This window comes from Sungkyunkwania multivorans, from assembly GCF_042675645.1.
Classification (GTDB): domain Bacteria; phylum Bacteroidota; class Bacteroidia; order Flavobacteriales; family Flavobacteriaceae; genus Sungkyunkwania; species Sungkyunkwania multivorans.
This window is the reverse complement of sequence record NZ_JBHTJH010000004.1, coordinates 1,195,117-1,217,577: the sequence shown is the minus strand read 5'-3', so window position 1 is coordinate 1,217,577 and position 22,461 is coordinate 1,195,117. Positions and strand designations below refer to the sequence as shown.

Sequence of the window (22,461 nt, the reverse complement as noted above, 5' to 3'; positions counted from 1 at the left end):
CATTTATTAAGGTTAGACTTATAATTATTGTTTCCATTCATCTTTATTAATTGAATTCCGCGTTCTTTACTCCTTGATGAATTTGGCCTCATAAACGGTATCGTCTGCCAATATTTTCATAAAATATATCCCAGGCTGAAGCGCGTGAACATCCACTTGGACATCGGCCAGATCTTTTTCATCTATTTCCTTGTTGATGGCCTCCTTGCCATGTTGATCATAAATGATAATTTTGGAGAGAGATGAAATATCTGAAATCTTCAAAATGTCTTTTGCTGGGTTTGGATAGACGCTTACAGGATGGGTAAACGAGTTGGATACCCGACCAGAGGCACAATTAGGTGCAGTGGGACTATTGCTAAAGTATATGGTAAAACCACCATTTTTGGACACGAGCACAAAGTTGTCGCCATCCCTGGCGGCCCAGTAGGACCCGTCGAGCCCGGGAAAGGCGGTATTGCTCAAGGTCACTTCGGGATTCGCATTCTTCAACTGGAATTGCATCGAATCGCTATAATTGTTGTACCATGCCGGTTGTCCGTTATCGGTATTGAATGCAAAGGTGTGCAGGCCATTGTTGGCAGCATCCCAATTGATGGAGAACTTTCTGAAGTTGTTGAAATTTGGGCCATTGCCACCCAAGACGTGCACGTCCTCATAGGTGGCATCGATAGAGGACAGTCCTTCAGCGGTCGGCGCTCCAAATGCACAGTCATTGCCTCCCCCGTTGTTCTGGCCATTCACCGTCAGTACGAAGGAGTTCTCGCCCGTGTTGCCATCATTGTCGGTGGCCACGGCCTTGAAGGTATAGGTGCCTTCGGAAAGACCATTCACCTCTGCTGGGTTTGGCGAACCGTCGTGACCCCATTCGTAAGGCGCAAAGTTCTCCTGTCTTACCAGCGTATTGCCGATGAACAGTTTCACATTGCTGATCGTCCCATCGGCATCGGTCACGTTTGCCACGACCTCCAGATCATAGCCTTCTTGCACGGATAGATTCCCCGAGGGAGCCGTGAACGATACCACGGGAGCGGATGGGGAGACCTCGCTCTCCACGGTGAGCACGAAGGTAGCTTCGGATGTGGCACCGTCGTCATCGGTGGCTTCGGCCTTTATGGTATGGTTTCCAACGGAAAGTCCAAGCAGTTCGTTGGCATTGTTTCCTATTCCCCATTCGTAGGGTACAATATTCTCTTGTCGGACCAGCGTTCCATCGACGAACAATTTCACATTGCTCACAGAGCCGTCACTGTCATTGGCATTGACCGTCACCTCGAAGCTGGTATATCCCTCTTGTACTGTGGTATTTCCGGCAGGATCTGCAAATGAAAGGGTAGGGGCGGCATTGCCACCACCAGAACTCTTTTTGGTCACTAATATCACCCAATCTTGTCCTGCATTGTTCGGTGCCGTTCCCAACGATCGATTTCCACCTCCATTGACGGTCGTTACCGAACCATTCTTTAGATCTCCTCCATTACGAGGGTCATACCATTTCACCGTATATTGTCCACTTTGTCCATTTAAGTTGAGATTGGTGTTTCCTCCATTCTTTAAATATACCACATAGACCTCCCCTTGTTTTGCATAGCAATAATCGTTGGCATTGGATGATAGTCCGTTGTTGTTTCTCATTTGTGTCAATGGAAGGTCGGTGATATCAAAAAATCGTATGGCGTAACGACAATAGTCCCACCATTCGTCGCGACTTCTAAAATCTTGTAGAGAAAGATCGGAATGGGCATGTTCGTAGCCAAAGTACCATTCGCTGCCCCATCCTCCGGCAAGGAGGGTTCCCCACAACGCATTTTTTCTACCGTCTGTATGGGAATTGCCAGCATCGTTATCAGGGCGCAATGCTTTTCTCGCATCACCAGGTTCGTCACAGGCTATTGCCCATTTTCTACCAGCATTTCTAGATTTATCGATTCCTTCTTTAACCTTGGAGAAGACATTGCTAAAATCTGTTTTATTGGTTTGCAGTGAAAACCCTGTAAGTTTTGATTGATCACCCGTTAAATCATCAGGAAAATCATTAGGATAATTATGGATAACGATATGGTGGTGATACGGGTCATTGTCAAAGAGATATTGTGCCATTGCTCTTTCTTGTGCAGCGGATTGATTGGAGGATTGCGGTCCGCCACCATTCTCTTCGCCTAAGTTCCAATTAAGTGCAAGATTATGACCAAATCTAGCGATGAGTTCGCGATAATATAGTTTGCGTTGTGTGCCCGTATTCCCGTTATCCAGAAGAGTCTCATTTTCGGTTTCTTGAAGTTTGAAATGTGAAAAGATGCCATTTTGCTGCATATGCTCTACAACAATGGCCCATTGCGCCAGTTTAGATACATCCATTCGAGTGCGCTGATCGGAAGCAATATATGGATATACATTTTTATCATCTCCATTGATGTTCATGGTTAAGAAAGACATGGAATTCAAGCCTTCACTTGCGATATAATTCACAGCTCCGATAAGGCCTTTCCCTTTGCCATTTTTCCAAGTCGGATCTCCTGAGTTCCAATCGCCAACATGCGGTTGATAGGTCTTTCTTCTGTTGCCGGCGTTCGGAGTATTGTCGAAATCATTGTAGGCAAAGAGATTCTCGGGAGAATCTGGACCTTGCTTTATCATATAATCGCCTGTCTCTGCAAAACGTAAGTAATGTTCATCGACATATTGCAAACGGCCTTTTCCTCTGAAGTCTCTGCCTGATTTATCTGAGGCTCCGATACTGAAAGATCCCATTTCGCCATCCATAAAGCCTGCGACGGTACCCGCATTGTTGTTATCATTTACGGCGACGTTCGTACCTTTTCTAAAGGAAACCTTGTAATTCCATGCACCAGTTTTATCTGGTGCAAAATGAACGCGCCATTTATTACCGCTGCTGGCAGAAGTTTGTGCAGCATTTCCATCTGCCGCATAGTATCCAGGGATCTTGTAGGATGGAGCACCGCTTTGATGGGTAAATGTCACATTCAAGCGATAGTTCAAAAATGGGTTGTCATTGGCCGTTTCGGAGGTGTTAGGTCCGTCAAAGGTCAAAGTGATCTTATGCCATTTTTTTAATTCTCCGCTAAGACCAGCACTGCCATTATTGCCGCCATCCTCCTCGCATTTGGTCTCTTCCAGAGATAAGTTAGTGACATTTACACTAGATTTATTCAGCGTGATTCGGTCTAGGATATGATGTTTAGAACGGCCCGATATCAGCATGGTATAGATTCCAGGATTGTTAAACGTCACGAAGATATCGTGTGGATCATTATCACTCGTTTTGGTGACCCAGGTCCAATTGGTGGTTCCCGTGGAGTACACTTTAAAATAACCCTGGCCGCCTGCCCCTTCGGGATTTGGAGTTTTCCCAGACCCTTTTGGATAGATACGCTCACTTCCTTTTTGTGCATAAAAATCATCGGCATCAGAAAACTTCAACCAGGTGTCGTTTGCTTCGGTAGGATTGTCGCCTTCGCCCACCTTTGATCTCCATTGAAAGCTGTAGGTTCCTGGAGAATTAATTCTGATCTTGGTGGTGATCACCCCATTCCCAGGATCGTTAAAATGATCTGGTCCCGTCCATTCCAAATAGCCGCCTCCTGTAAAACCAGAGATGCTATTCTTTTTATTCCAGTTTCCTGGGGCTGAGAGATTTTCACCTTCTATAACAACCAGTCCGTCCTTTTCTTCATAGATATCACAATTATTATCCCCACCGCCGTTTCCAGAGGTTACAGAGAACGATATGGTGTCTTGCCCTGTGCTACCTTCATTGTCGGTCACAACCACTCTAATGGTGTAGTCGCCTGTACTCAAATTAGGTAGCGGGTGATCGGTATAGTTGCTTCCATCGGTATCTACTAGATCACCATTGACATATACCTGATGTTTGGTGATATTACCATCACTATCATTCGCATTGATCATTACGGATAGATCCTGGCCTGCAGCATAGGTGCCGTTATCTGATGGGCTCGTAATTGAGACTGTTGGTGGATCATTATAGGTATCTGTATTTTCAAGTTCATCTATTACCCTTAATCCTTCGATGGTATTTGCAAAGAGATGGCAGACTGAAAATAGGAGCGTGACGAACAAGGTCACCGTCGGTGGTTTGTTTTGTGCTTTCATAATAAGTGGCTGTCATTGGTTAAATTATTCTTTGATAAATTTTGATTTGAGAATGTTGTTTTCGGTAGTGATGATGTTGATAAAATATAATCCTGCCTCTAAACCTTGAACATCGATGCTTTCTTTGGATTGTGTAGCATTCCTCTTTGTTTGTAGCACTTCCTTTCCTCGCAGGTCATAGATGTGCATTTCAGAAATTGTTGAAGATAGGCCTGATACAAGTAATACATCCTTCACAGGGTTAGGATAAATGATCAAATGAGAATCATCATTAGCGCTAATGATACTGGTTCTACCAGAACAATTTGGAGCGGCCGAAGAATTACTGAAATACAAACTGAAATCACGGTCTTTTGAGACCCAGACGAAGTTGGCACCATCTCTTGCGACCCAATAGGAACCATCCAATCCGTTGAAGCCGGTATTATTTAGTGTGATCTCTGGATTCGTATTTTTCAGTTGGAAGTCCATAGTGTCTGAGAAATCGACATACCAATTTGGAGAACCGTTGTTGGTGTTGAAGGCAAATTTGTACAAACCGTTATAGGTAGGATTCCAATTGATAGAGAACTTTTTAAAATTAGATAAGGCTGGACCGCCTTGTCCTAAAACGTGTACCTCGGAATAGGATATATTATCCATTCTAGGAATGCCTGATGACGCGGGAGTGTCAAAGTCACAAGAGTTACCTCCTCCATTATCTGACCCTTGCACGGTTAATTGGAAAGTATCTTGTGCCGTTGCGCCGTCATTGTCGGTTGCGACCACCCTAAACGTATGGGTGCCTATCGAAAGCCCATTGACCTCTTGAGGATTTGGAGAACCGTCGTGCCCCCATTCGTACGGTGCGTAATTCTCTTGTCGCACCAAATTATTATCGACATACAACTTTAGATTGCTGATCGATCCGTCAGAATCCGAGGCCAGTGCGGTCACAGTGAGATCATAGCCTTGTTGTACCGTCAGATTGCCCGATGGGTTGTTAAACGATACCGAAGGAGTCGAATTTCCAGAACCGATGGCATGGCAATTTACCCATACCTTAAAGTCATCGAAATACGTATAGTCTTTGGTAGGAGACCACCACACAGGGTCAGTTGCGCCGCCGCCGCGATAGGTGTTCATGATCAGAGAGTTGATCTTCACATTTCCCTTTCCAGATAAACGATACAGCACATCGCTTTTGTCCACGAGCAGATTGCCATCCACCCACATTTTTAATATGCCATTTCTGTTTCCAGGGCTGTTCAATTTGATGTATTGCCTAATGGTATACCATTGATCTTTTTTGATGTCTCTAATAATGTCAATATCCTCACCACAGCCGCTAAGGTTATCGGGGAAATAGGTGTAGACCACCAACTTTGGTTTTGCAGTATGTGCTCTGTTGGTTCGCCACATCAATCTACAAGAAAACCCACTTTTTCGATTATCCTGATTTGGGGTGCAGCCCGATGGGATGGCGCCCGGATTCGTTTTAGAAGAACCACCTAGCCCCGGAAGCTTTCCTCCTGCAGCCCAGACAAAATCTTTATCGAATTTCACTCGATATTCTAAAACAGCCTCTTCGGCATCCTCAAAAGATTTGTCAAAAAGAAATCCACCTTTCCTACCGCTGGCAGAATTCGCCAGATATTCTGCACGCAGTTCTTTGTTGATTATGCGTGTTTTGTGAGGCCAAGTTTTTCCATTTCCATCTAAACCTCGAATCTCGCTTGCGGTTCGCGCTTGAATACCATCAAAATCCTGATTTGCTTTGGCTATCGTATATTGGACATTTCCGGAATGGTTGTTAAAATTCTCGCTGAGCACCAAGTGCATGCTGTTGCAATTTTGTGCCCGTACATTTGTGAATGCATAGAGTAATAAGCCGACAAAGACGGCCTTCAAAATAGAAGTTTTCATGGTTAATTGGTTTGGTTAATTACTAATGAACGAATCTACAAGGGTTGAATCTAGTTGGTGGGCAATATCGTTTTTAGAAGGTGTCTTGATCTGTTTCTTCATTAACCGAAAACTAGATAGGTGATAGCTGCCCGCAAATGATGCAGGCAGCTAAAGCTATCAATCAAGTCAAATTCATGGGTAGTTGATCATGACTATTTCTTAGATATTAACTTCGTTTCTGAAAAACCTTCGCCTCTTACGAGAACGGTATATATTCCTGGTTTTAAGAAAGAAAGATCTATTGTTGCTGTCGTTGATCTAAACTGCTGACTAAAGAGGGTTACACCTTGCATGCTCACCACCTCTAAGCTCATACCTCCTCGGGCGGTAGAATTAGAAATTGTAAGATTTCCGTCACCTCCAATAGGATTAGGGAACGCACTAACGATATTGTTGCTAGCTACAGAGGAACGACTCGTAGAACAATTTGGTGGAGTACCCGAATTGCTGAAATACAGCGTATAGCCACCACTCTTTGCAACCATGACAAAATTATTATTGTGCTTGGTCACCCAATAACTTCCGTCGAGACCTGGCAATCCAGAACCGCTGAGTGTCATTTCGGGTTGTGATGTATTAAAGCTGTAGCTCATAGAAGGCCTTAGATCTATATAATAATCTGGAACGCCATTGTTAGTATTGATCGCAAATTGATATAAGCCGTTGTATGTAGGGTCCCAATTGATTCTAAAACGCTTGAAGTTGCCAAGAGCAGGACCTCCCGAACCTAGAACATGTACATTGCTGAAGGAAGCGGCATCAAATGCGGCTAAACTCTGAGAAGTTGGTGCTCCAAAACCGCAGGCCACGGGATCCACTGGGCCACTATCGTCAACTTTCGATAAAGTAAACCAATTAATATTCCATCGTGGTCCAGAGGCATAAAGTCGAACGGTCTGATTCCCGGCGTTGAGATCGACTTCAGTGGTAATGGTCGTCCAATTTTGCCATCCTCCGGTATTTGGAATGGCCTTTTTACCCTTAGAACTGCTACCAACTCTAAAATCGACTTCCCCGCTGCTGTAGAGACTGGCAACGCGATAAGATACCTCATAAGTTGCAGTCTCGGGAATATTGAGTCTGTAATCCATATAATCTCCAGTATGTATCCAACCAACATTGAGTCCGCCGCCAGTATCTGAAGTTCCTTGTGTCTGAATACCATTCATATTACAGAAATCTTCAGCTTGAATACGTGACGCTATCGAAACACCAGTTCCCGAACAACCACTGGTAGCTGTTTCAACAGTAACACTAACACCAGCACTCGTAGTACTCGCTCCATCATTGTCGGTTGCTCTTGCAGTATATGTGTAAGCGCCAGCAGGCACATTGTTCAAGGTATATTGATAAGGAGATGAGGAATCTTCACCGACCTTGCTTCCATTCCTAAAGAATTCAACTTTGGTCACAGAACCATCACTATCCGAAGCATTGGCTCTGATAGTAATGTTAGCACCTGCCGTAAAGGTGGCACCATTAGAAGGATTTGTGATATTTACCGTTGGATCCTGGTTTCCACCACCGCCACATGGAACGATGTTCCAGCTTGGACAGGATTGGGTGACAAAACCCAGCGTGCCGTCACTTATCGGAAAATCTGGTGTGTTCGGACTTCTTGTATTGTCCCAAACGTGGATCTCACTAGGACTTCCCTGCTTTTTACGAGCTGTTTGTATCTCGCCACCACGACTTCCTAGATTAAAGGTGTTGTTGAAGATGGCATTTCTATAACCAGTATTATATCCAGTTCCGCGATCTAGGAAATCCACACCAGCATTGATCACGTTAGAACCGTCAAGATTGAAGGTGTTGTTATATACGAAACCATAAGCACCCTTAAGATCGATAAAGGCATCTGCACTATTTTCTCCGGTGATTCCTTGAGCTGAAAAAGTACAGTTTCGGATAATGGTATTTCTACTACCTTCTTTGATATCGGCACCTTCGGCCGCTACATTAGGACCAATGATGCAGCCATCGAAGGTATTATCGAAACAGTCGCGATTATAGGTATCATGTTGACTCTTATCTGAACCTACGTAAAGACCTTCCCCAAAACCAGGTTTTTTGATACCTGTGTCTCGAACCTTACAATTCTTGACCAAGTTATTGCTAGAACCATCTCTAAGGTGAATGCCCTCTTCTCCGATCTTTCTTACGGTCACATTCTCAATAAGCCCGTTGTTGGCGTTGTCAAAAACGAGTCCTTTAGACCCTTCTTCCATAATTAAGTTCTTGATGATCCAGTGGTCGCCAAGAATTCGCATCACATAACCGTCATAAATGCCGCTTGGACCTTTTAAGATGGGTGGGCTAGAGGGATTGGCCGCTCTGATGGTGATCGGATTTGACGAGGTTCCATTTTTATCAGAGTAAAAGCGGGCGGCCTTACCACCAACAACCACTTTATCCGGTGCGGTATAGGTACCTGAAGCTACGATGATCTCATCTCCGGGACTTGCAGTTCGCATCGCATCCAAGATACAGTCCACCGTATTACAGTTGATGGTGCCGCTCGGACCAGGGTCAGTACTAGATTCTGACCAATTTTCAATGATGCCTTTGATCAGGTTCCCTGTACTCGTCAATTGATTGCTTTGTAAGCCACTTACACCAGCACCACTACTTACCGAAGAGGCCCCTTCGTTTTTATCACTAATGGCCCAGTTAACATGGCTGATGTCATTGTCTCTTAAGAAGTCCATCCATGTATTCGTTTCGGCAACATCCGAAGACCCATTTCCGCTTGCGTTCACTGAGCCCCACTCGGTTACGAAAAGTGCAATGCCATTGTTCATGGCGGTCGTGGCTTTGTTGCGTAAACCATCTCTGTGCGTTCCAGCATAAAAATGTAAAGTATAGGCAGTATTAGAATCACTTAAGGGGCTGTTAGAAGCGACATCTACATCTTGCGACCAGGTAGGCGAACCAACGATCACCAAATTATCCGGGTCTTTAGATCTAATACCTGCTATAACAGCATTGGCATATGATTTTACTTGGGACCACGACTGACCAATTGGTTCATTGTATACTTCGTAAATGACGTTATCATAGCTGCCATACAATTCGGCCATCTCGGTAAAGAAGGCCACGGCTTCATCTTGGTATAGTTCTGCTTCGTGGGTATGCCAGTCGATGATGACATAGATCCCTTGGTCGATGGCAGCGTCGATCACCTTTCTGATCTTCGTCTTTTGAAAATTTGGGCTATCGATGTAGCCAGTTCCTCCATCCCAGGATTCTTTGACGCCCATAGCGACTCTTATGATCGAACTGTTCCAATCGGAAGCTAAGTGCGCAACAGTTTGGCTATTATAGAAATCAGAAGTATCTCCAGCATTGCTCCAGAAGAGACTGTTACCGGCCAAGCTGGTTGGTACATTGTCCTTATTTACCACTTTATTGCCATTTACACGTAGTCTTCCATGTTTTTCTACAGGCGTCTGTGCAACGATTTGCGATGATAGGAACAATAGGGCAAAGAGATGCCCAAGGGTTCGTTTTTTTAGAAAATACCCAAAGGTTTTCATAATGATTTAGTGTTTGGTTATAGTTAATCGGTTTAAGTTGCGTATATACTAAAGTCACCGTCAAATAAAATGATCAGTTACTTTGTACATACGAAGTGATCCATACAAAACGATGTTTTGTATTTCATTTTTTGTAAGTTTCTTCTTTATAGAAGTGAAGATCAACGTCTAAGCTTTCGATATAAGATCGGCTCTTTCACGTCTTAAATAAGTGGAGTTTCTAAGTCGTAGTTATCCCATACGGTTAAATTTGGTTTGCATTCACGTAAGGCGTTGTGAATCAATATTTTTGCAAGTAAGTAAGAGGTGCTAGTCTAATAAATTCGAAGATAGATAATAAGGATATCACTCAAGTACGAAAACAGGGGTAAATAAATACAAAATACTGATTATCAAATACTTATAAGAATAATAATTTGATACTTTTTTAGTTAAAAAAATATTATATCCTAATTTTAAAGGCGCTTATATTATATGATCAATAAATTATTAACATTCTAATTGTAAATAGTGACAAAAATGAATGTTGTAATTCTACAATGATATATCAATTTTTACGGGTATGGGATGTTGTGTCTTCACAATGCAGTTCAATGGGTTCGAGTCATTGCCTATAAACCCGAACCCAATCTATTTGCATGGTCGCATCATCCGCAAAGTCATTAGTGTTAGTATTATTGAAAAAGACACCTCCTACTGCTACGTTTAGAACGATACGATGCTTCTTTCCAAAGAGCGCCCTAATATAATTTTGTGGATTGGCGTGATATGTATGGATAATTTCATTGTCAAAGATGATACGCAGCTGATTCTCGGTCCATATGGCCTCATATTCATGGTAGTCTTCAGTAAGATCAACATTCATCTCATGCAATTTAGCTGTAACGGCATCCATGGTCAAAGGAACACCAGGCTGAGTGCCGTAAAAGATATTTGACTGAAACTCCATAGGTCTATTTCCTCTTGCTTCTAGAATATCGATCTCACCATTGGTAGGCCACTCATTTCCATAAGACCAAAATGCTGGCCACATACCGTTCCCTTTGGGTAGTTTTATTCGTGCCGTAAAGCGATAACTCCTGTGCCCGGCGACGTTAGATGGGCCATACAGCGATTTGCTTTCGATACGGCCAGAGACGTATTCGAAGTCTTTCGGGGTATTGTCGAAAGGATTCGTAGGACCTTCGATTGCCATTCGTTCTGCCGCTATTGTCAAGATACCATTGTCAGTTGAAAGCTGCGCTGACCGATATAATTGAATTTCATTGTTAAAGGCTCCGGCATTCCAAGGATTCCAATTGGCCAAACTAGGGTCATCAAAATTCTCTTCAAAGATGAGCTGCCATTCTGCGGTTGCTTCAGGGCTTTGCGGACCTTGGTTGCTGTCAGTGCTGTTGGAAGTTGTCTTTGAACAAGAAGAAAGCACAAAGACACCAAGCAGATACATTGTTTTTTGGATCATAGAATATTACTCTTTTAGGTTAGTATCAATAAAATTAGGGTCTTTGGCAATATGACCTCATTAAAAAAATATTAGGCATGATGCAAATTCGGCACAGATGATGCATTTTGGAAATATGTGGGTGATGCTAGGAAATATTTATCACAGCCAACGCGAATCTGCTCTACCCAACGGCATCATTGAAAATATGCGGCTAGCATATTTTATTGACTCAAACCTTACGCGAATTTGATTTCAGCCATAGCAAGACCAGAATATTGATGTATCTTAGGGGATAACCTTATTATTAATTTTGAGTGCTAAACAGACTTGATCTTTGATCAATTTGAAGTGCTCTGTTTACAAAATTGCATAAATGAAAATAGTCATTCTTTCACAAAATCCAAACCTATATTCCACCAAGCGTCTTGTAGAGGCTGGAACCAAAAAAGGACACCAAATAATGATCATCGACCACTCTAAATGCGATCTGGTCATTGAACGAAAAAAACCTGGACTTATCTACAAGGGAGAAGAGATCACTGGGGTTGATGGTGTTATTCCGCGAATAGGGTCCTCTATCACATTTTATGGCACCGCTGTGGTTCGACAATTTGAGATGATGAAGGTGTTTACCGCTGTTGAGTCGCAGGCACTGATGCGTTCGCGCGATAAATTAAGGAGCCTCCAAATTCTTTCTAGAGCCGGATTAGGACTGCCAAAAACGGTTTTTAGCAACTATTCTAGAAATGTGGGAGCCATTATAGATAAGGCGGGAGGATCTCCTGTGGTGATTAAGCTGCTCGAAGGTACGCAGGGACTTGGTGTCGTATTGGCTGAAAATAGAAACTCGGCAGAGTCCATTCTAGAGGCCTTCAATGGGTTGCAAGCCCGGGTCATCGTTCAAGAATTTATAAAAGAGGCCAAGGGTGCCGATATTCGAGCATTCGTTGTTGACGGCGTAGTCGTCGGCGCTATGAAACGGCAAGGAAAAGAAGGGGAGTTCAGATCCAATCTGCACCGAGGAGGTTCTGCCAACATCATTGAGCTAAGCGACGACGAGGAGAATGCGGCGATCAAGGCAGCACGGGTCATGGGCTTAGGAGTCGCTGGCGTGGACATATTACAATCGGAAAGAGGGCCATTGATCTTGGAGGTCAATTCTTCACCAGGACTCGAAGGTATCGAGGTAGCGACAGGAAAAGATATTGCCACTCAAATTATCAAGTACGTGGAGCGACATGCATAATAAGAAGATCGAAATCCTAGGGCATGCCATTTCAAATGGGAGGGGAGTTCAACTCAATCTGGACATCGCCAAATTACACACAAGAACTAAAATTCAGGTACCGATCATTGTAGAAAGGGCAAAAAAGGAAGGTCCCACCTTATTGATCACTGCAGGCATTCATGGTAATGAAATGAATGGTATTGAGATCGTGCGTCAGCTGATCTCCAAAAAATACAACAAGCCAGAATGTGGTATGGTCATTTGCATTCCAGTGGTCAATGTATTTGGTTTTCTCAATCAAAGTAGAAAATTTCCTGACGGGCGTGACCTGAACCGAGTATTTCCGGGAAGTTCTCGCGGTTCTTTGGCGAGTAGATTTGCCTATCACATCATGAAAGAGATCGTTCCCTTGGTCGATTACTGCATAGATTTTCATACTGGTGGCGATAGCCGTTTCAATGCGCCTCAGATCCGAATAAATGAAGATGAGGAGAGTTTGAGACTTGCGAAGGTCTTCAATCCACAGTTTGTTATTCAAAGTGGACACCGCGATCGATCTTTTAGACAAGCCCTGCATAAGCTAGGTAAAAAAGCATTGCTCTTTGAAGGGGGTAAATCTTTATATCTTGACGAAAAAGTAACCGAAATAGGCGTCTTAGGAGCATTGCGTGTGATGCAACATCTGGGTATTCGAGATTTTAACAAAGAGCTCAAATCCATAAGTGAACGACCTAGAAAACCGATAATCGTTAAACAGTCCAGTTGGGTTCGGGCAAAGTATTCTGGGATGTTTCATCCCTTTGTGGAATTGGGAGCCAAAGTGAAGAAAGGCGATGTTCTGGGTAGTATCTCCGACCCTTTCGGCTATTTTGAGCGTACTATAAAGTCATTATATTCTGGACACATCATTTGTATCAACCAATCCCCGATAGTCAACCAAGGCGATGCAATTTTCCATATAACGAGAAACGAAGACCCTATTTAGTAAGGCAATTCAAAAAAATATCGTAGGGCAGTTGAAGCTTCGAAGTTGCAAACTTCGCAGAGCAGAGGTCGCAATTCACGACCAGAAGACCCCAAAATGAATTTGGGGTAAGTTCAGCAATGTAAATCATAGATTTACTGCTTCACTTACTTGCCGATGCAGAAATAAGAAATAGAGTGCTTATAGTGCTTTCTAACGATTGAGGTACAAACGAATGGGAAAATGAAAGGGAGTTGGCAGACGGATCTGCTTCTAATTGTACTAATTTTTCCAAACTTAGATTATTTACAGAGTTTCTCCTCATTCGTAAAAACCCTTAGCATATTTCCCATTCAAACCATATCTTTACCTTCTTAGGAAATGAGTAGCATGATGAAGCACATTCTATACATTGCAATAACGGGAATTATATTTACAGCTTGCCGCACAGTATCCGTCGACAGCCAAGTTCAAAGAAAATCAAACTCACAGCTGTCGCTCGGAATGATCGGCCTACAAGAGACCAACTTATTGCATTCGAACTTTCAAACCACTGCCTTGCCAGAATTGAAAAAGGAGATACGTATTTCGGTGAAATTGGTACCCTTTGATAATAGCTCTTTTAAGGCGTATTCCAAAAATTCACCGAATAATAAACAAAAAGTGAATTTCGCTGATTCCATAAAGCAAAAACCATCTTTTGTGAAATTACAGTTGATGGACAAGGTGCTGTTGATGGACGAACTTTCGCAATTATATAACGACGAGGTAAGGAAATATTTAGAACGTCAAAAAGATGCGCGTTTGGTCACTTCGCTATCTGTCGCACTCAAATCGGCAGATTTAGAAGCAATCGATAATGCCAAAACGGTATTCTTAGTTGGCCTTGGTGATAAGCGTTATGGGATAAAGCTGATGAATGGCAACGCCGAATCTGCTTTGATAGGTTTTGATAAAGCAACGGTATTCGCTCACGGTCTCTCGTATTTTTGTTGGGGAAAGGGCAAGCGCAATCAACCGTCAATTTTCGATATTGTAAAGGAAGGTGACCATTGTCCTAATAATACATTCAGAGAGGCTACAAAAGCCGTGGATGTAGATAACTTTCTAAAGTTTTGATATGAAAAAATATACTTCACTCTTATTAGGATTTACGCTACTATTTGCATGCGAAGATGTCGTTGGTGTAGAGGACATCACCGCTGAGACGGTTGTCATACTGGCCCCGGCAGACAATAGCACTATCGATGACACCACCGTAAGTTTTTCTTGGGAAACGATGTCTGGCGCCGAGACCTATCAGTTGCAAATTGCGATTCCTACTTTTGAACAGGCCACAGAAATTGTTGTGGATACGACCACCATGAACAATCAATTTCAGAAGGAACTGGAATCTGGAGATTACCAATGGCGTATAAGAGCATTGAATAGCGCATACCAAACTGAATATAACACAAGAAATCTGATCGTCCAATAGCATGAAAGGCAAAACAAAGACATATATCCTATTGGTGATCGTCCTCGGTATTTGGGGGACTGTTGGATATAAGTTCTTTGATGCTTTGAATCCAGATTCACCTTCAATCGCACAACAAGATTTTACGGCAGACTTCAGACCGAAGGAATTAAAACCCTTAGATACCTTTGGTATAACGGCTGACTATCGAGATCCCTTTTTAGGAAATTTCCAAAAACAACAACACACCATAAAAAAGAATATACCTACAATGCCTTCGGAGCAAGTCAGCTGGCCAATGGTGACATATAAAGGTTTTGTCTCAGGTGCTACTAAGACCGAAAAAGTATTCCTGATACAAATCCAGGGGCAGCAACACCTCATTCGGAAGAATGAAGTTGTCGCCGATATGAAACTACTTCAAGGAAACGCTAAAGTGGTTACCATTTTATTCAAAAAAGAAAAGAAAACCTTTGCCCTTCAAGAATAATGAGCTGGCCTAGAGCAAAGATACGAGCAGGCGCACTTCAGTTTTCGGTATTTGTCGGGGTCGTAGTGTCATTGATACTGGGAGCATTTATAATGCTCATTCACATTCATCGCACCTTGAGTGTTCGTTCGGATTTATTCCTTGAGACCATAAGAAATGCCGACACTGGTATTCAATATAGCTTGAACCATGAGATCAATGATTCCATTTCGTTACCGATATTCGAAGAAGACTATAAACATCTCATCGTCAGCCAGAAACAATGGGGTGCTTTTAAGATTGTAAGTTCTAAATCGACTATCAAGCAATACACTTTTGAGAAGGTCGCGATGGTCGGAGGCTGGGAGATGAAACGTCCTGCGTTGTTTTTAAAGGATGAGAATAGGGCGCTCATTTTGGTAGGGCAAACTAGAGTAGAAGGGGGTGCATATTTACCGAAACGCGGTGTCCGTTCGGGAAATATTTCTGGAAATTCGTACTATGGCAGTCGGCTCATTTATGGCAATACAAGAGAAAGTAGTGAAGAGCTTCCCTCAATATTGCCGGTAATCACCGATTCTGGCGCGCAACTGAATAGCGCTATTCCTTTTGAGCAAAGTATGCAGCTCAAAAATTCCTTCCTGAAAGAAACAACATATATATATCAGGCCGCACCCATCAATTTGTTCGATGCGAACTTGACGGGAAACATAATCGTCATTTCCAATTCAAAAATCACCGTACATCCCGAAGCGAAGCTTACCGATGTCATCCTTATGGCTCCTAAAATTGAGGTAAAAAACAACGTCGTTGGTCGTTTTCAGGCCATTGCTACGAAGAATATTGAAATCGGAAAGGATTCACAATTACGCTATCCCTCCGCTTTGGTGGTCAAAGAAAGAATATCACAGAACATTCAAGCCGATCAACCTACTGAAATAAACCAAATAGTATTACAGGAGAGAAGTCGTGTTGAGGGAGTCATTATTTACGAGGGTCAGCCCAAAACTCGAAATTATGAACCGCAGGTCGTTCTAAAGATAAATGCAAAGGTTAAAGGCGAGATTCATTGCAATCAAAATTTAGAACTTCTTGGAACCGTAGAAGGCAGCGTCTATACTGCTGGATTCATCGCAAAGCAATCCGGATCTGTATATCAAAATCATATCTATAATGGGAAGATCTTAGAACCAGCACTCCCAGAAGAGTATGCCGGACTTTTATTTGAGAATAGCAAAAAGGCGGTGGCACAATGGTTATACTGAAGAAGATAAAAGCAGCGACGCTCATGGAGACCATGGTAGCCACCGTATTGATCATGGTCGTCTTCCTGGTAGTGAGTTTGATCATGAACAACCTCTTCAGCAATGCCATTAAGAATGACACGCGACATTTAGAATATCGATTGAATGAGTTGGAATATCTGCATCAAACTGGAGAATTAGAGCTTCCGTATACGGAAAGTTTGAATCAATGGAACATCAACATCACAAAATTTGATGAGAAGAATGTGAAGTATATTGAATTTGAGGCTACCCAAGTAGAAACTCAAAAAAAACTGATTAGAAAAAGATTGGATGCAAAAAAGTAGTAAAATACCAGCCTTTACACTCAATGAAATGATGGTGGTCCTTGTCATCACGGCTATTGTCGTAGGTTTGGCTTTTTCAGTTTTGACATTGGTACAGCGACAGTTCTTTGCCATTCAGACCAATTTAGGAGTGAATGCAGAATTGGAAAAGCTAGAACAACGATTGTGGTTGGATCTCAGTAGCTATCAAGTCGCCTCCTTTGACAACAAGCAGGAATTACTGATCTTAAAGAATCCTATTGAAACGATAACATACGTGTTCGATGCCAAATATGTGGTAAGAGAATTGGACACCTTTAATATCAGCATCGTAGACAAGGAGTTTCTTTTTGATGGTCGAGTGGTGACGAATGGGCCTATGGATGCGATACGCCTTAGAACTTCCAATGAATTTCAGCAAAAGGAATTGTTTATCTTTAAGAGCAATAGTGCTTCACATTATATGAACTAATGGGATTTCAATTAGATAACATAAAAACCACGCAGAAGCGAACGGCCAAAAGTGAAGACAGGATCAATGACCTTTTGAAAAAGGAGATCACCTTGTTTGGCAAGTCATTTTCAGATAGAAAAAAGGAAGATCTCTATACGGAGTTGAGTGTGCTATTAAAGGCAGGAGTCAACTTAAAGGAAGGTCTCGGCTTGATCATGGAATCCCAAAAGAAACAACAGCAAAAAGTGTTATTTGCCAATATTTTGGAGGATATCGTTGCTGGACAGCCCTTTTCTGAGTCCGTAAAGACCAAAAAGGAATTTACGGATTATGAACATTTTTCACTAAAGATCGGAGAGGAAACCGGCACATTGGTACAAGTGACCAAAGAATTGGGGAGTTTCTTTGCCAGAAAGAACGAACAACGGAGGAACTTGATCAGTGCGTTGACCTATCCCATCATTATTTTTTCTACGGCGCTTTTAGTAGTGGCCTTTATGTTGCGATATGTGGTTCCCATGTTTCAGGATATTTTCAAGCAGAATAATGTAGATTTACCACCGATCACCAGATTCATTGTTTCCCTTTCTGAGACAACTTCGAGCTATGGGTGGATACTACTAGTTGGGATTATAGCATTACTATTATTGCGACAATTATTTACGAAGAAAGTTTGGTATCAAAGAGCTGTGGACAATCTGATCTATAAGACACCGATCATTGGAAAGTTTGCAAAGACCGTCTACTTGGCGCAGTTCACGCAGGCCGTTTCTTTACTCACTTCTTCCAAAGTACCTGTGGTAAATAGTATACAACTAGTGCAGAAGATGATCAATTTCTATCCTTTAAGAAGTGCATTGGAAAAAGTAGAGCGGCAGATCCTAAAGGGAAAAAAACTTTCGGAAAGTTTGGCTAATGATCCTGTCTTTGACAATAAGATGGTCACCTTGGTGCGAGTTGCCGAGGAGACCAATCAGACCGAGTTTATCTTTCAACGCCTCAACGAGCAGTACAATACCGAAGTGCAACAACGTTCAAAAATGCTATCTACTATCATGGAACCAATGATCATTCTATTTGTTGGAATCGTGGTGGGTGTCATCCTGATCGCCATGTATTTGCCCATGTTCCAATTGAGCAATGTACTTGGATGAAAAAGGTTTAATGCTATAAAAAAATGTCAGTTCGAGTGATCCCGAATCTTCGGGATTGTATCGAGAACCATATTTTTCACTCCTAGATTGTCAATCCGACTGATCATTGCAAGAAAATTCCCCATCTGTTGGCGGGCAGGTATCTTGAAACCACATAAATATATACTTCGATAGTGATTTGAATGTACTTGTATAACCCTATTTCTGTCGAACTACCTGCAATAAGATGTGGGCCTGAAGATAAAACTTCCTGGTTCTATAGTTCTTCTTCTTTTCAAAATGGACATTCACCAATTCTCCATACCTGGTACGCCGCTCTAGTTGATGGATAAGCCTTAAGATGCTCGAGAAATCTCCTTCCAGCGAGAATGAATACGTACTTAAAGTTGCATTCTCTCGTTCTAGGATATGTGGCTCCTTAAAGGCGATGACCTTTAATCGATGCTCGTCGGCATAGGTGTTGACCGTTTTAAGCAAATTGCTCTGAATGGAATTTCCTTTTATCTGATAGGCAGCCAACAAAGAATCGTAGTAGCGTTCCTTTTGTTTTAGAACCGAAAATTGTTTTGGCAGATTCTCAAATAGAATGGCCTGTCTACTCAATTTTTTATAGGTGGAACGAGCAGCCACCGTCTTCGAGATGGCAAACCTATATCCCAGGAAGGCTAGAAAGAGCAACCCTATGACAAGTATGATATTTTTGTTTCTGCTACTCATCGCCAATGCTGATCAAAATTGTGAAGGTGATCGTATTCCCTGAGGATGTACCATAGCTTTGTATTGCCATTGCATTTACCCATGGTTTTTGCTCCAACTGTTCGAACCATTCGGTATACGCTTCATTGTCTTTTAGTTTTCCAGAGACTATTATTTCGTTAGTTTGGAATGTGATCTTCTGCCCTTCTTTGATACGTTTGGACAAAGGTTGATAGTTGATCTCATCCAAGACCATACTTGATGGTAAAATGCTGGCGATCTCGTCCAAATAGAATGAACTCTTAGAAGAGGTTGAAGCTAAGATATCTTCGGCGAGACGTTGCTTTGCTTGAACTTTTTCATTTAATTTTAAGAGTTTCTCCTTTTGGACTTCACTTACCTGAGAACTCTGAGTAAGTTCATTCACCTTTTCATTATAATGACCAAAGATGAAAAAATTGATCAACAGAACGACAAACAAAAACCCGAGCCCCCCTTTCAAGAGTAGCGAGAACAGACGATTTTGGAAAAATGATTCTTTTAGTGTAGCAATTTGCTGTTCATTATTTGTAGCAGTAGCACTTCCATCTGAATAATTTTTGATCACTGCAGCAAAGGAAAGTAAGGATCTACCATAAAGTTTGATGCCACCAAGATCATAGATGGTGTCATCCAACAGACTTTGTGGCTCAAAATCAATTATACTATCATCTTCAATACTTAGCTTATAATTCGAGACGGCTACATCTGCGACATTGATATAGGAGGCAATGGTTTGAAAGCTGTGAAGTCCTAATGAAAAACTCAACACATAGAATCCTTCTTTTTGATATTTATGGATAAGGCTATCTATGTATTCCTTACGACAAATGGATACGAGGTGATCACCACCTAAACGGGAAATCTCATAATAGAAATCCCTCAAATTGATGTTCGGAAAGGCCTTATGAATAATTTTCAAAGGGTCATAGGAGTTACCATCCACCCGTTTGGACAATACCTGTTGGTTGTTGATCACTAAAGAGATATGCTGTCCTTTTGGAAGTTCTTCCTTCAATGACCGCAGAGAAGTGACCGTGAATTCCCTTTCGACCTCAAAAGCATCTTTTTTCTTGTTTAGCAACAAAACATTCGTCTCACCCTCCTCCGAGACAGAAGTATGTTCTACGCCGCAAAAAGAAGGGCCGAATTGAAGGTATGTCTTAAACGAGTCTAACATTAGTTGATGACGGTCGGTTTGATGAGTACTGTGAGTTTCTTTCTCGAATCCTCTCTCTTACGGCTGCTGAACAACCATTTGATCACTGGAATCCTTGCCAGCAATGGCACTCCCGTACCTGAATCGTTCTTCACCTTTTCTTCCAGACCACCTAACACCACCATGTCTTGGTCGTCAACGCTAATGATCGAGCTAAACTCTCGCGAGTCGATTCCCGGAGGAGCTTCATCATCGATGCGATCGTTGTTAAAATCAGATTGAATGACGAAGATATCGAGTGTCACCTTGCCATCACCAGAGACCAATGGTTTAATGCTTAACCCAAGTTCCGCATCGATGGGGACATAATTCACACTTTCACTTATGATTGGGTTTTGTACCCCAGTGGTAAAGCTTTGAGTGATTCTAAAATAGGTTGTGGAACCATTGGAGAAGGTTGCCCGATGCCCATTTAGGGTAGCCAATTTTGGAGTTGAACGTATCTTTAGATTGCCATTGGCCTCCATCGCCTTTATCTGAGCAAAGAACTCTGGGACCACCTTAAAGGAGTCAAAACCATCGATTCCGCCAAGTACTTTATTTACGGTCTCTGCGCCCAAGGTAAAATCGGTAGTTGGAAACAATCCTCCCTTTGTCTTCACCGCATCATCTCCGATACCCCAACTGATCCCGGTTTCAACAGTGGCGCTGCGACTGATCTCCAAGATCATCACTTCGATAAGCACAACAGGCACTGGTTTGTCTATTCTTTTTACAAATGCCTCGAAGCGCTTTACTTGTTGGCTAGGTCCATTCACTACAAAGGTATTTTGTTCAAAGTCGGTGGAGATCTGAAGCCCGCGCTTCAATTCTTCGGGAACGATGTCCAAAATTGAGGAGGCGTTATCACTATTCGCTATGTTCCTTTGTGCGTTCAAACTAGTTGAAGTATTGCTGAACCTATTGGGGTTTTGTTGGTTGCCAAAACCTTGTTGATTCCCAAAATTGGAACTCGTCCCAAAAGTAGACCCAAAATCGCTTCCGCTATAGCTGCTACTTAGATTACGGCCAACACTTCTGCTCGTACCTCCAGAGGGATCTTGTAGGATCTCGATGGAGCGGTGCATCATTGGGATGATCATCACCTCTTTGACCGTAAGTTGGTCCAAGGTTCCGAAGTAGTAGACATTATTTTCCTTTTTAAAGGTAAAACGACTCCCATTCGAATTCGTCGTTCTCTGACCGGTTGAAGAATTATTCCCAGTATCAATACCTCCAGCGATCTGGCTATTCTCAAAGAGTTTCTCAAGCAATTCGTCGAAAGTCACTTTTTTGGCCTTAAAAGTGGCAGTGCCGGTATTGGAAAGTGGTGTGGCAGTAAATATATTGATATTCAAGTCGTTTCCAATATCGTTGATGATGCTTTCGATGGGCGTATTGACAAAATCTACTTCCAGAAGTTTTTCTTCGGTATCGAGTACTTTAAAGAAGAAGTTAGAACTCCTTCTTCTAGTAGGTCTTTGGCCATTGTTCGTCGCAGTGGCAGAAGCAGAATTCTGACCAACTCCCACTTCCTTCTCAAAGAGATAGAAACCATCCCTGGATTTCGAATAGATCAAATTATTGGAAAGTGCCATATTTTCCATGGCCTTGTCAAAGGGAACGTCCTTTAGATAGATGGTGAGGCGCTCATTTTCCATTCCAGAAGAGAAGAGCAAATTCTTGCCAGTGCTATCCATGATCTTCCTGAACGTTCTACCCAGAAGGTCATTTTTCAGGTCCAGCGTGATCATATCGGACGTAGAATTATAGTTGGCTATGATCTCCTTTTCCTTTGGTTCTTCAATAGGGGCCTCATGTTTCTTTATTGAAAGGATATTCCCAATAAAATCGATATCTAGTGCATATTCTTTACAAAGGAAGAGCAATAGGTCAGATACCGTGACATTCGAGAAGTTGTTCACAATGTTGATGCTCTGTAATTCTGGGGCCACATTCATATTCACCTTATGCACCTTAGAGATGGCGATCAAGAAGTTGGTGAGCGTTGCATCTTGGATATTGATGTTCAGCTTTTCGGTAAGTCCAGCATTATCAACCGATAATACCTCTAATTTATTTTGAATCTTCAAGATCCTTCCGTTATCCTGAGCGGTCAGTAAACCAATTTGCAATAACAGTACTATAATTAATAATCCTCTCTTCATATTC

Annotated in this window: 16 protein-coding genes; 9 read left to right on the top strand and 7 right to left on the bottom strand. The window is 42.3% G+C overall.

Annotated features, from left to right (window positions below):
• Positions 1–66: 66 nt before the first annotated feature.
• The 4 genes from ACFQ1M_RS08485 to ACFQ1M_RS08470 form a co-directional block, all read right to left on the bottom strand.
• Positions 67–4,134 (bottom strand): Ig-like domain-containing protein, encoded by a 4,068-nt coding sequence (locus ACFQ1M_RS08485; RefSeq protein WP_386406792.1) that lies wholly within the window; start codon positions 4,132–4,134, stop codon positions 67–69.
• Positions 4,135–4,158: 24 nt separating this feature from the next.
• Positions 4,159–6,039, bottom strand: coding sequence for a polysaccharide lyase (locus ACFQ1M_RS08480; RefSeq protein WP_386406789.1), 1,881 nt, complete (start codon positions 6,037–6,039; stop codon positions 4,159–4,161).
• Between the two features lie 194 nt (positions 6,040–6,233).
• Positions 6,234–9,617 (bottom strand): cellulase family glycosylhydrolase, encoded by a 3,384-nt coding sequence (locus tag ACFQ1M_RS08475; RefSeq protein WP_386406786.1) that lies wholly within the window; start codon positions 9,615–9,617, stop codon positions 6,234–6,236.
• A gap of 604 nt (positions 9,618–10,221) precedes the next feature.
• Complete coding sequence (locus tag ACFQ1M_RS08470; RefSeq protein ID WP_386406783.1) at positions 10,222–11,079, bottom strand: glycoside hydrolase family 16 protein; 858 nt, start codon at positions 11,077–11,079, stop codon at positions 10,222–10,224.
• A 355-nt stretch (positions 11,080–11,434) separates the two neighbouring features.
• Here ACFQ1M_RS08470 and rimK point away from each other — a divergent pair, with 355 nt between their 5' ends.
• The 9 genes from rimK (at position 11,435) to ACFQ1M_RS08425 (ending at position 18,356) form a co-directional block, all read left to right on the top strand.
• On the top strand, positions 11,435–12,307 hold the full coding sequence (gene rimK / locus ACFQ1M_RS08465) for a 30S ribosomal protein S6--L-glutamate ligase (RefSeq protein WP_386406780.1): 873 nt from the start codon (positions 11,435–11,437) through the stop codon (positions 12,305–12,307).
• Entirely contained in the window at positions 12,300–13,274 is a 975-nt protein-coding gene (locus ACFQ1M_RS08460; RefSeq protein WP_386406777.1) for a succinylglutamate desuccinylase/aspartoacylase family protein, read from the top strand. Before rimK ends, ACFQ1M_RS08460 begins: the two co-directional genes overlap by 8 nt.
• A gap of 369 nt (positions 13,275–13,643) precedes the next feature.
• Entirely contained in the window at positions 13,644–14,372 is a 729-nt protein-coding gene (locus tag ACFQ1M_RS08455) for a hypothetical protein (protein WP_386406774.1), read from the top strand.
• Position 14,373: 1 nt separating this feature from the next.
• Complete coding sequence (locus ACFQ1M_RS08450; RefSeq protein ID WP_386406770.1) at positions 14,374–14,730, top strand: hypothetical protein; 357 nt, start codon at positions 14,374–14,376, stop codon at positions 14,728–14,730.
• A 1-nt stretch (position 14,731) separates the two neighbouring features.
• The gene (locus tag ACFQ1M_RS08445; RefSeq protein ID WP_386406767.1) at positions 14,732–15,199 is read left to right on the top strand and encodes a hypothetical protein; all 468 of its coding nucleotides are present in this window, start codon (positions 14,732–14,734) and stop codon (positions 15,197–15,199) included.
• Positions 15,199–16,443, top strand: a complete 1,245-nt coding sequence (locus tag ACFQ1M_RS08440; RefSeq protein ID WP_386406764.1) for a hypothetical protein — start codon at positions 15,199–15,201, stop codon at positions 16,441–16,443. Before ACFQ1M_RS08445 ends, ACFQ1M_RS08440 begins: the two co-directional genes overlap by 1 nt.
• Entirely contained in the window at positions 16,431–16,769 is a 339-nt protein-coding gene (locus tag ACFQ1M_RS08435) for a hypothetical protein (RefSeq protein ID WP_386406761.1), read from the top strand. Before ACFQ1M_RS08440 ends, ACFQ1M_RS08435 begins: the two co-directional genes overlap by 13 nt.
• Complete coding sequence (locus tag ACFQ1M_RS08430) at positions 16,756–17,220, top strand: PulJ/GspJ family protein (protein ID WP_386406758.1); 465 nt, start codon at positions 16,756–16,758, stop codon at positions 17,218–17,220. The genes ACFQ1M_RS08435 and ACFQ1M_RS08430 overlap by 14 nt, the downstream gene beginning before the upstream one ends.
• The gene (locus tag ACFQ1M_RS08425; RefSeq protein ID WP_386406755.1) at positions 17,220–18,356 is read left to right on the top strand and encodes a type II secretion system F family protein; all 1,137 of its coding nucleotides are present in this window, start codon (positions 17,220–17,222) and stop codon (positions 18,354–18,356) included. The genes ACFQ1M_RS08430 and ACFQ1M_RS08425 overlap by 1 nt, the downstream gene beginning before the upstream one ends.
• Before the next feature lie 198 nt (positions 18,357–18,554).
• Here ACFQ1M_RS08425 and ACFQ1M_RS08420 read toward each other — a convergent pair whose 3' ends face one another.
• Genes ACFQ1M_RS08420 through ACFQ1M_RS08410 form a run of 3 tightly spaced genes read right to left on the bottom strand, consistent with a single transcriptional unit; the run spans position 18,555 to position 22,457 of the window.
• Positions 18,555–19,073, bottom strand: a complete 519-nt coding sequence (locus ACFQ1M_RS08420) for a hypothetical protein (RefSeq protein WP_386406752.1) — start codon at positions 19,071–19,073, stop codon at positions 18,555–18,557.
• On the bottom strand, positions 19,066–20,271 hold the full coding sequence (locus ACFQ1M_RS08415) for a hypothetical protein (protein WP_386406749.1): 1,206 nt from the start codon (positions 20,269–20,271) through the stop codon (positions 19,066–19,068). Before ACFQ1M_RS08415 ends, ACFQ1M_RS08420 begins: the two co-directional genes overlap by 8 nt.
• Positions 20,271–22,457, bottom strand: a complete 2,187-nt coding sequence (locus tag ACFQ1M_RS08410) for a type II secretion system protein GspD (RefSeq protein WP_386406746.1) — start codon at positions 22,455–22,457, stop codon at positions 20,271–20,273. The genes ACFQ1M_RS08415 and ACFQ1M_RS08410 overlap by 1 nt, the downstream gene beginning before the upstream one ends.
• Between the last annotated feature and the right edge of the window lie 4 nt (positions 22,458–22,461).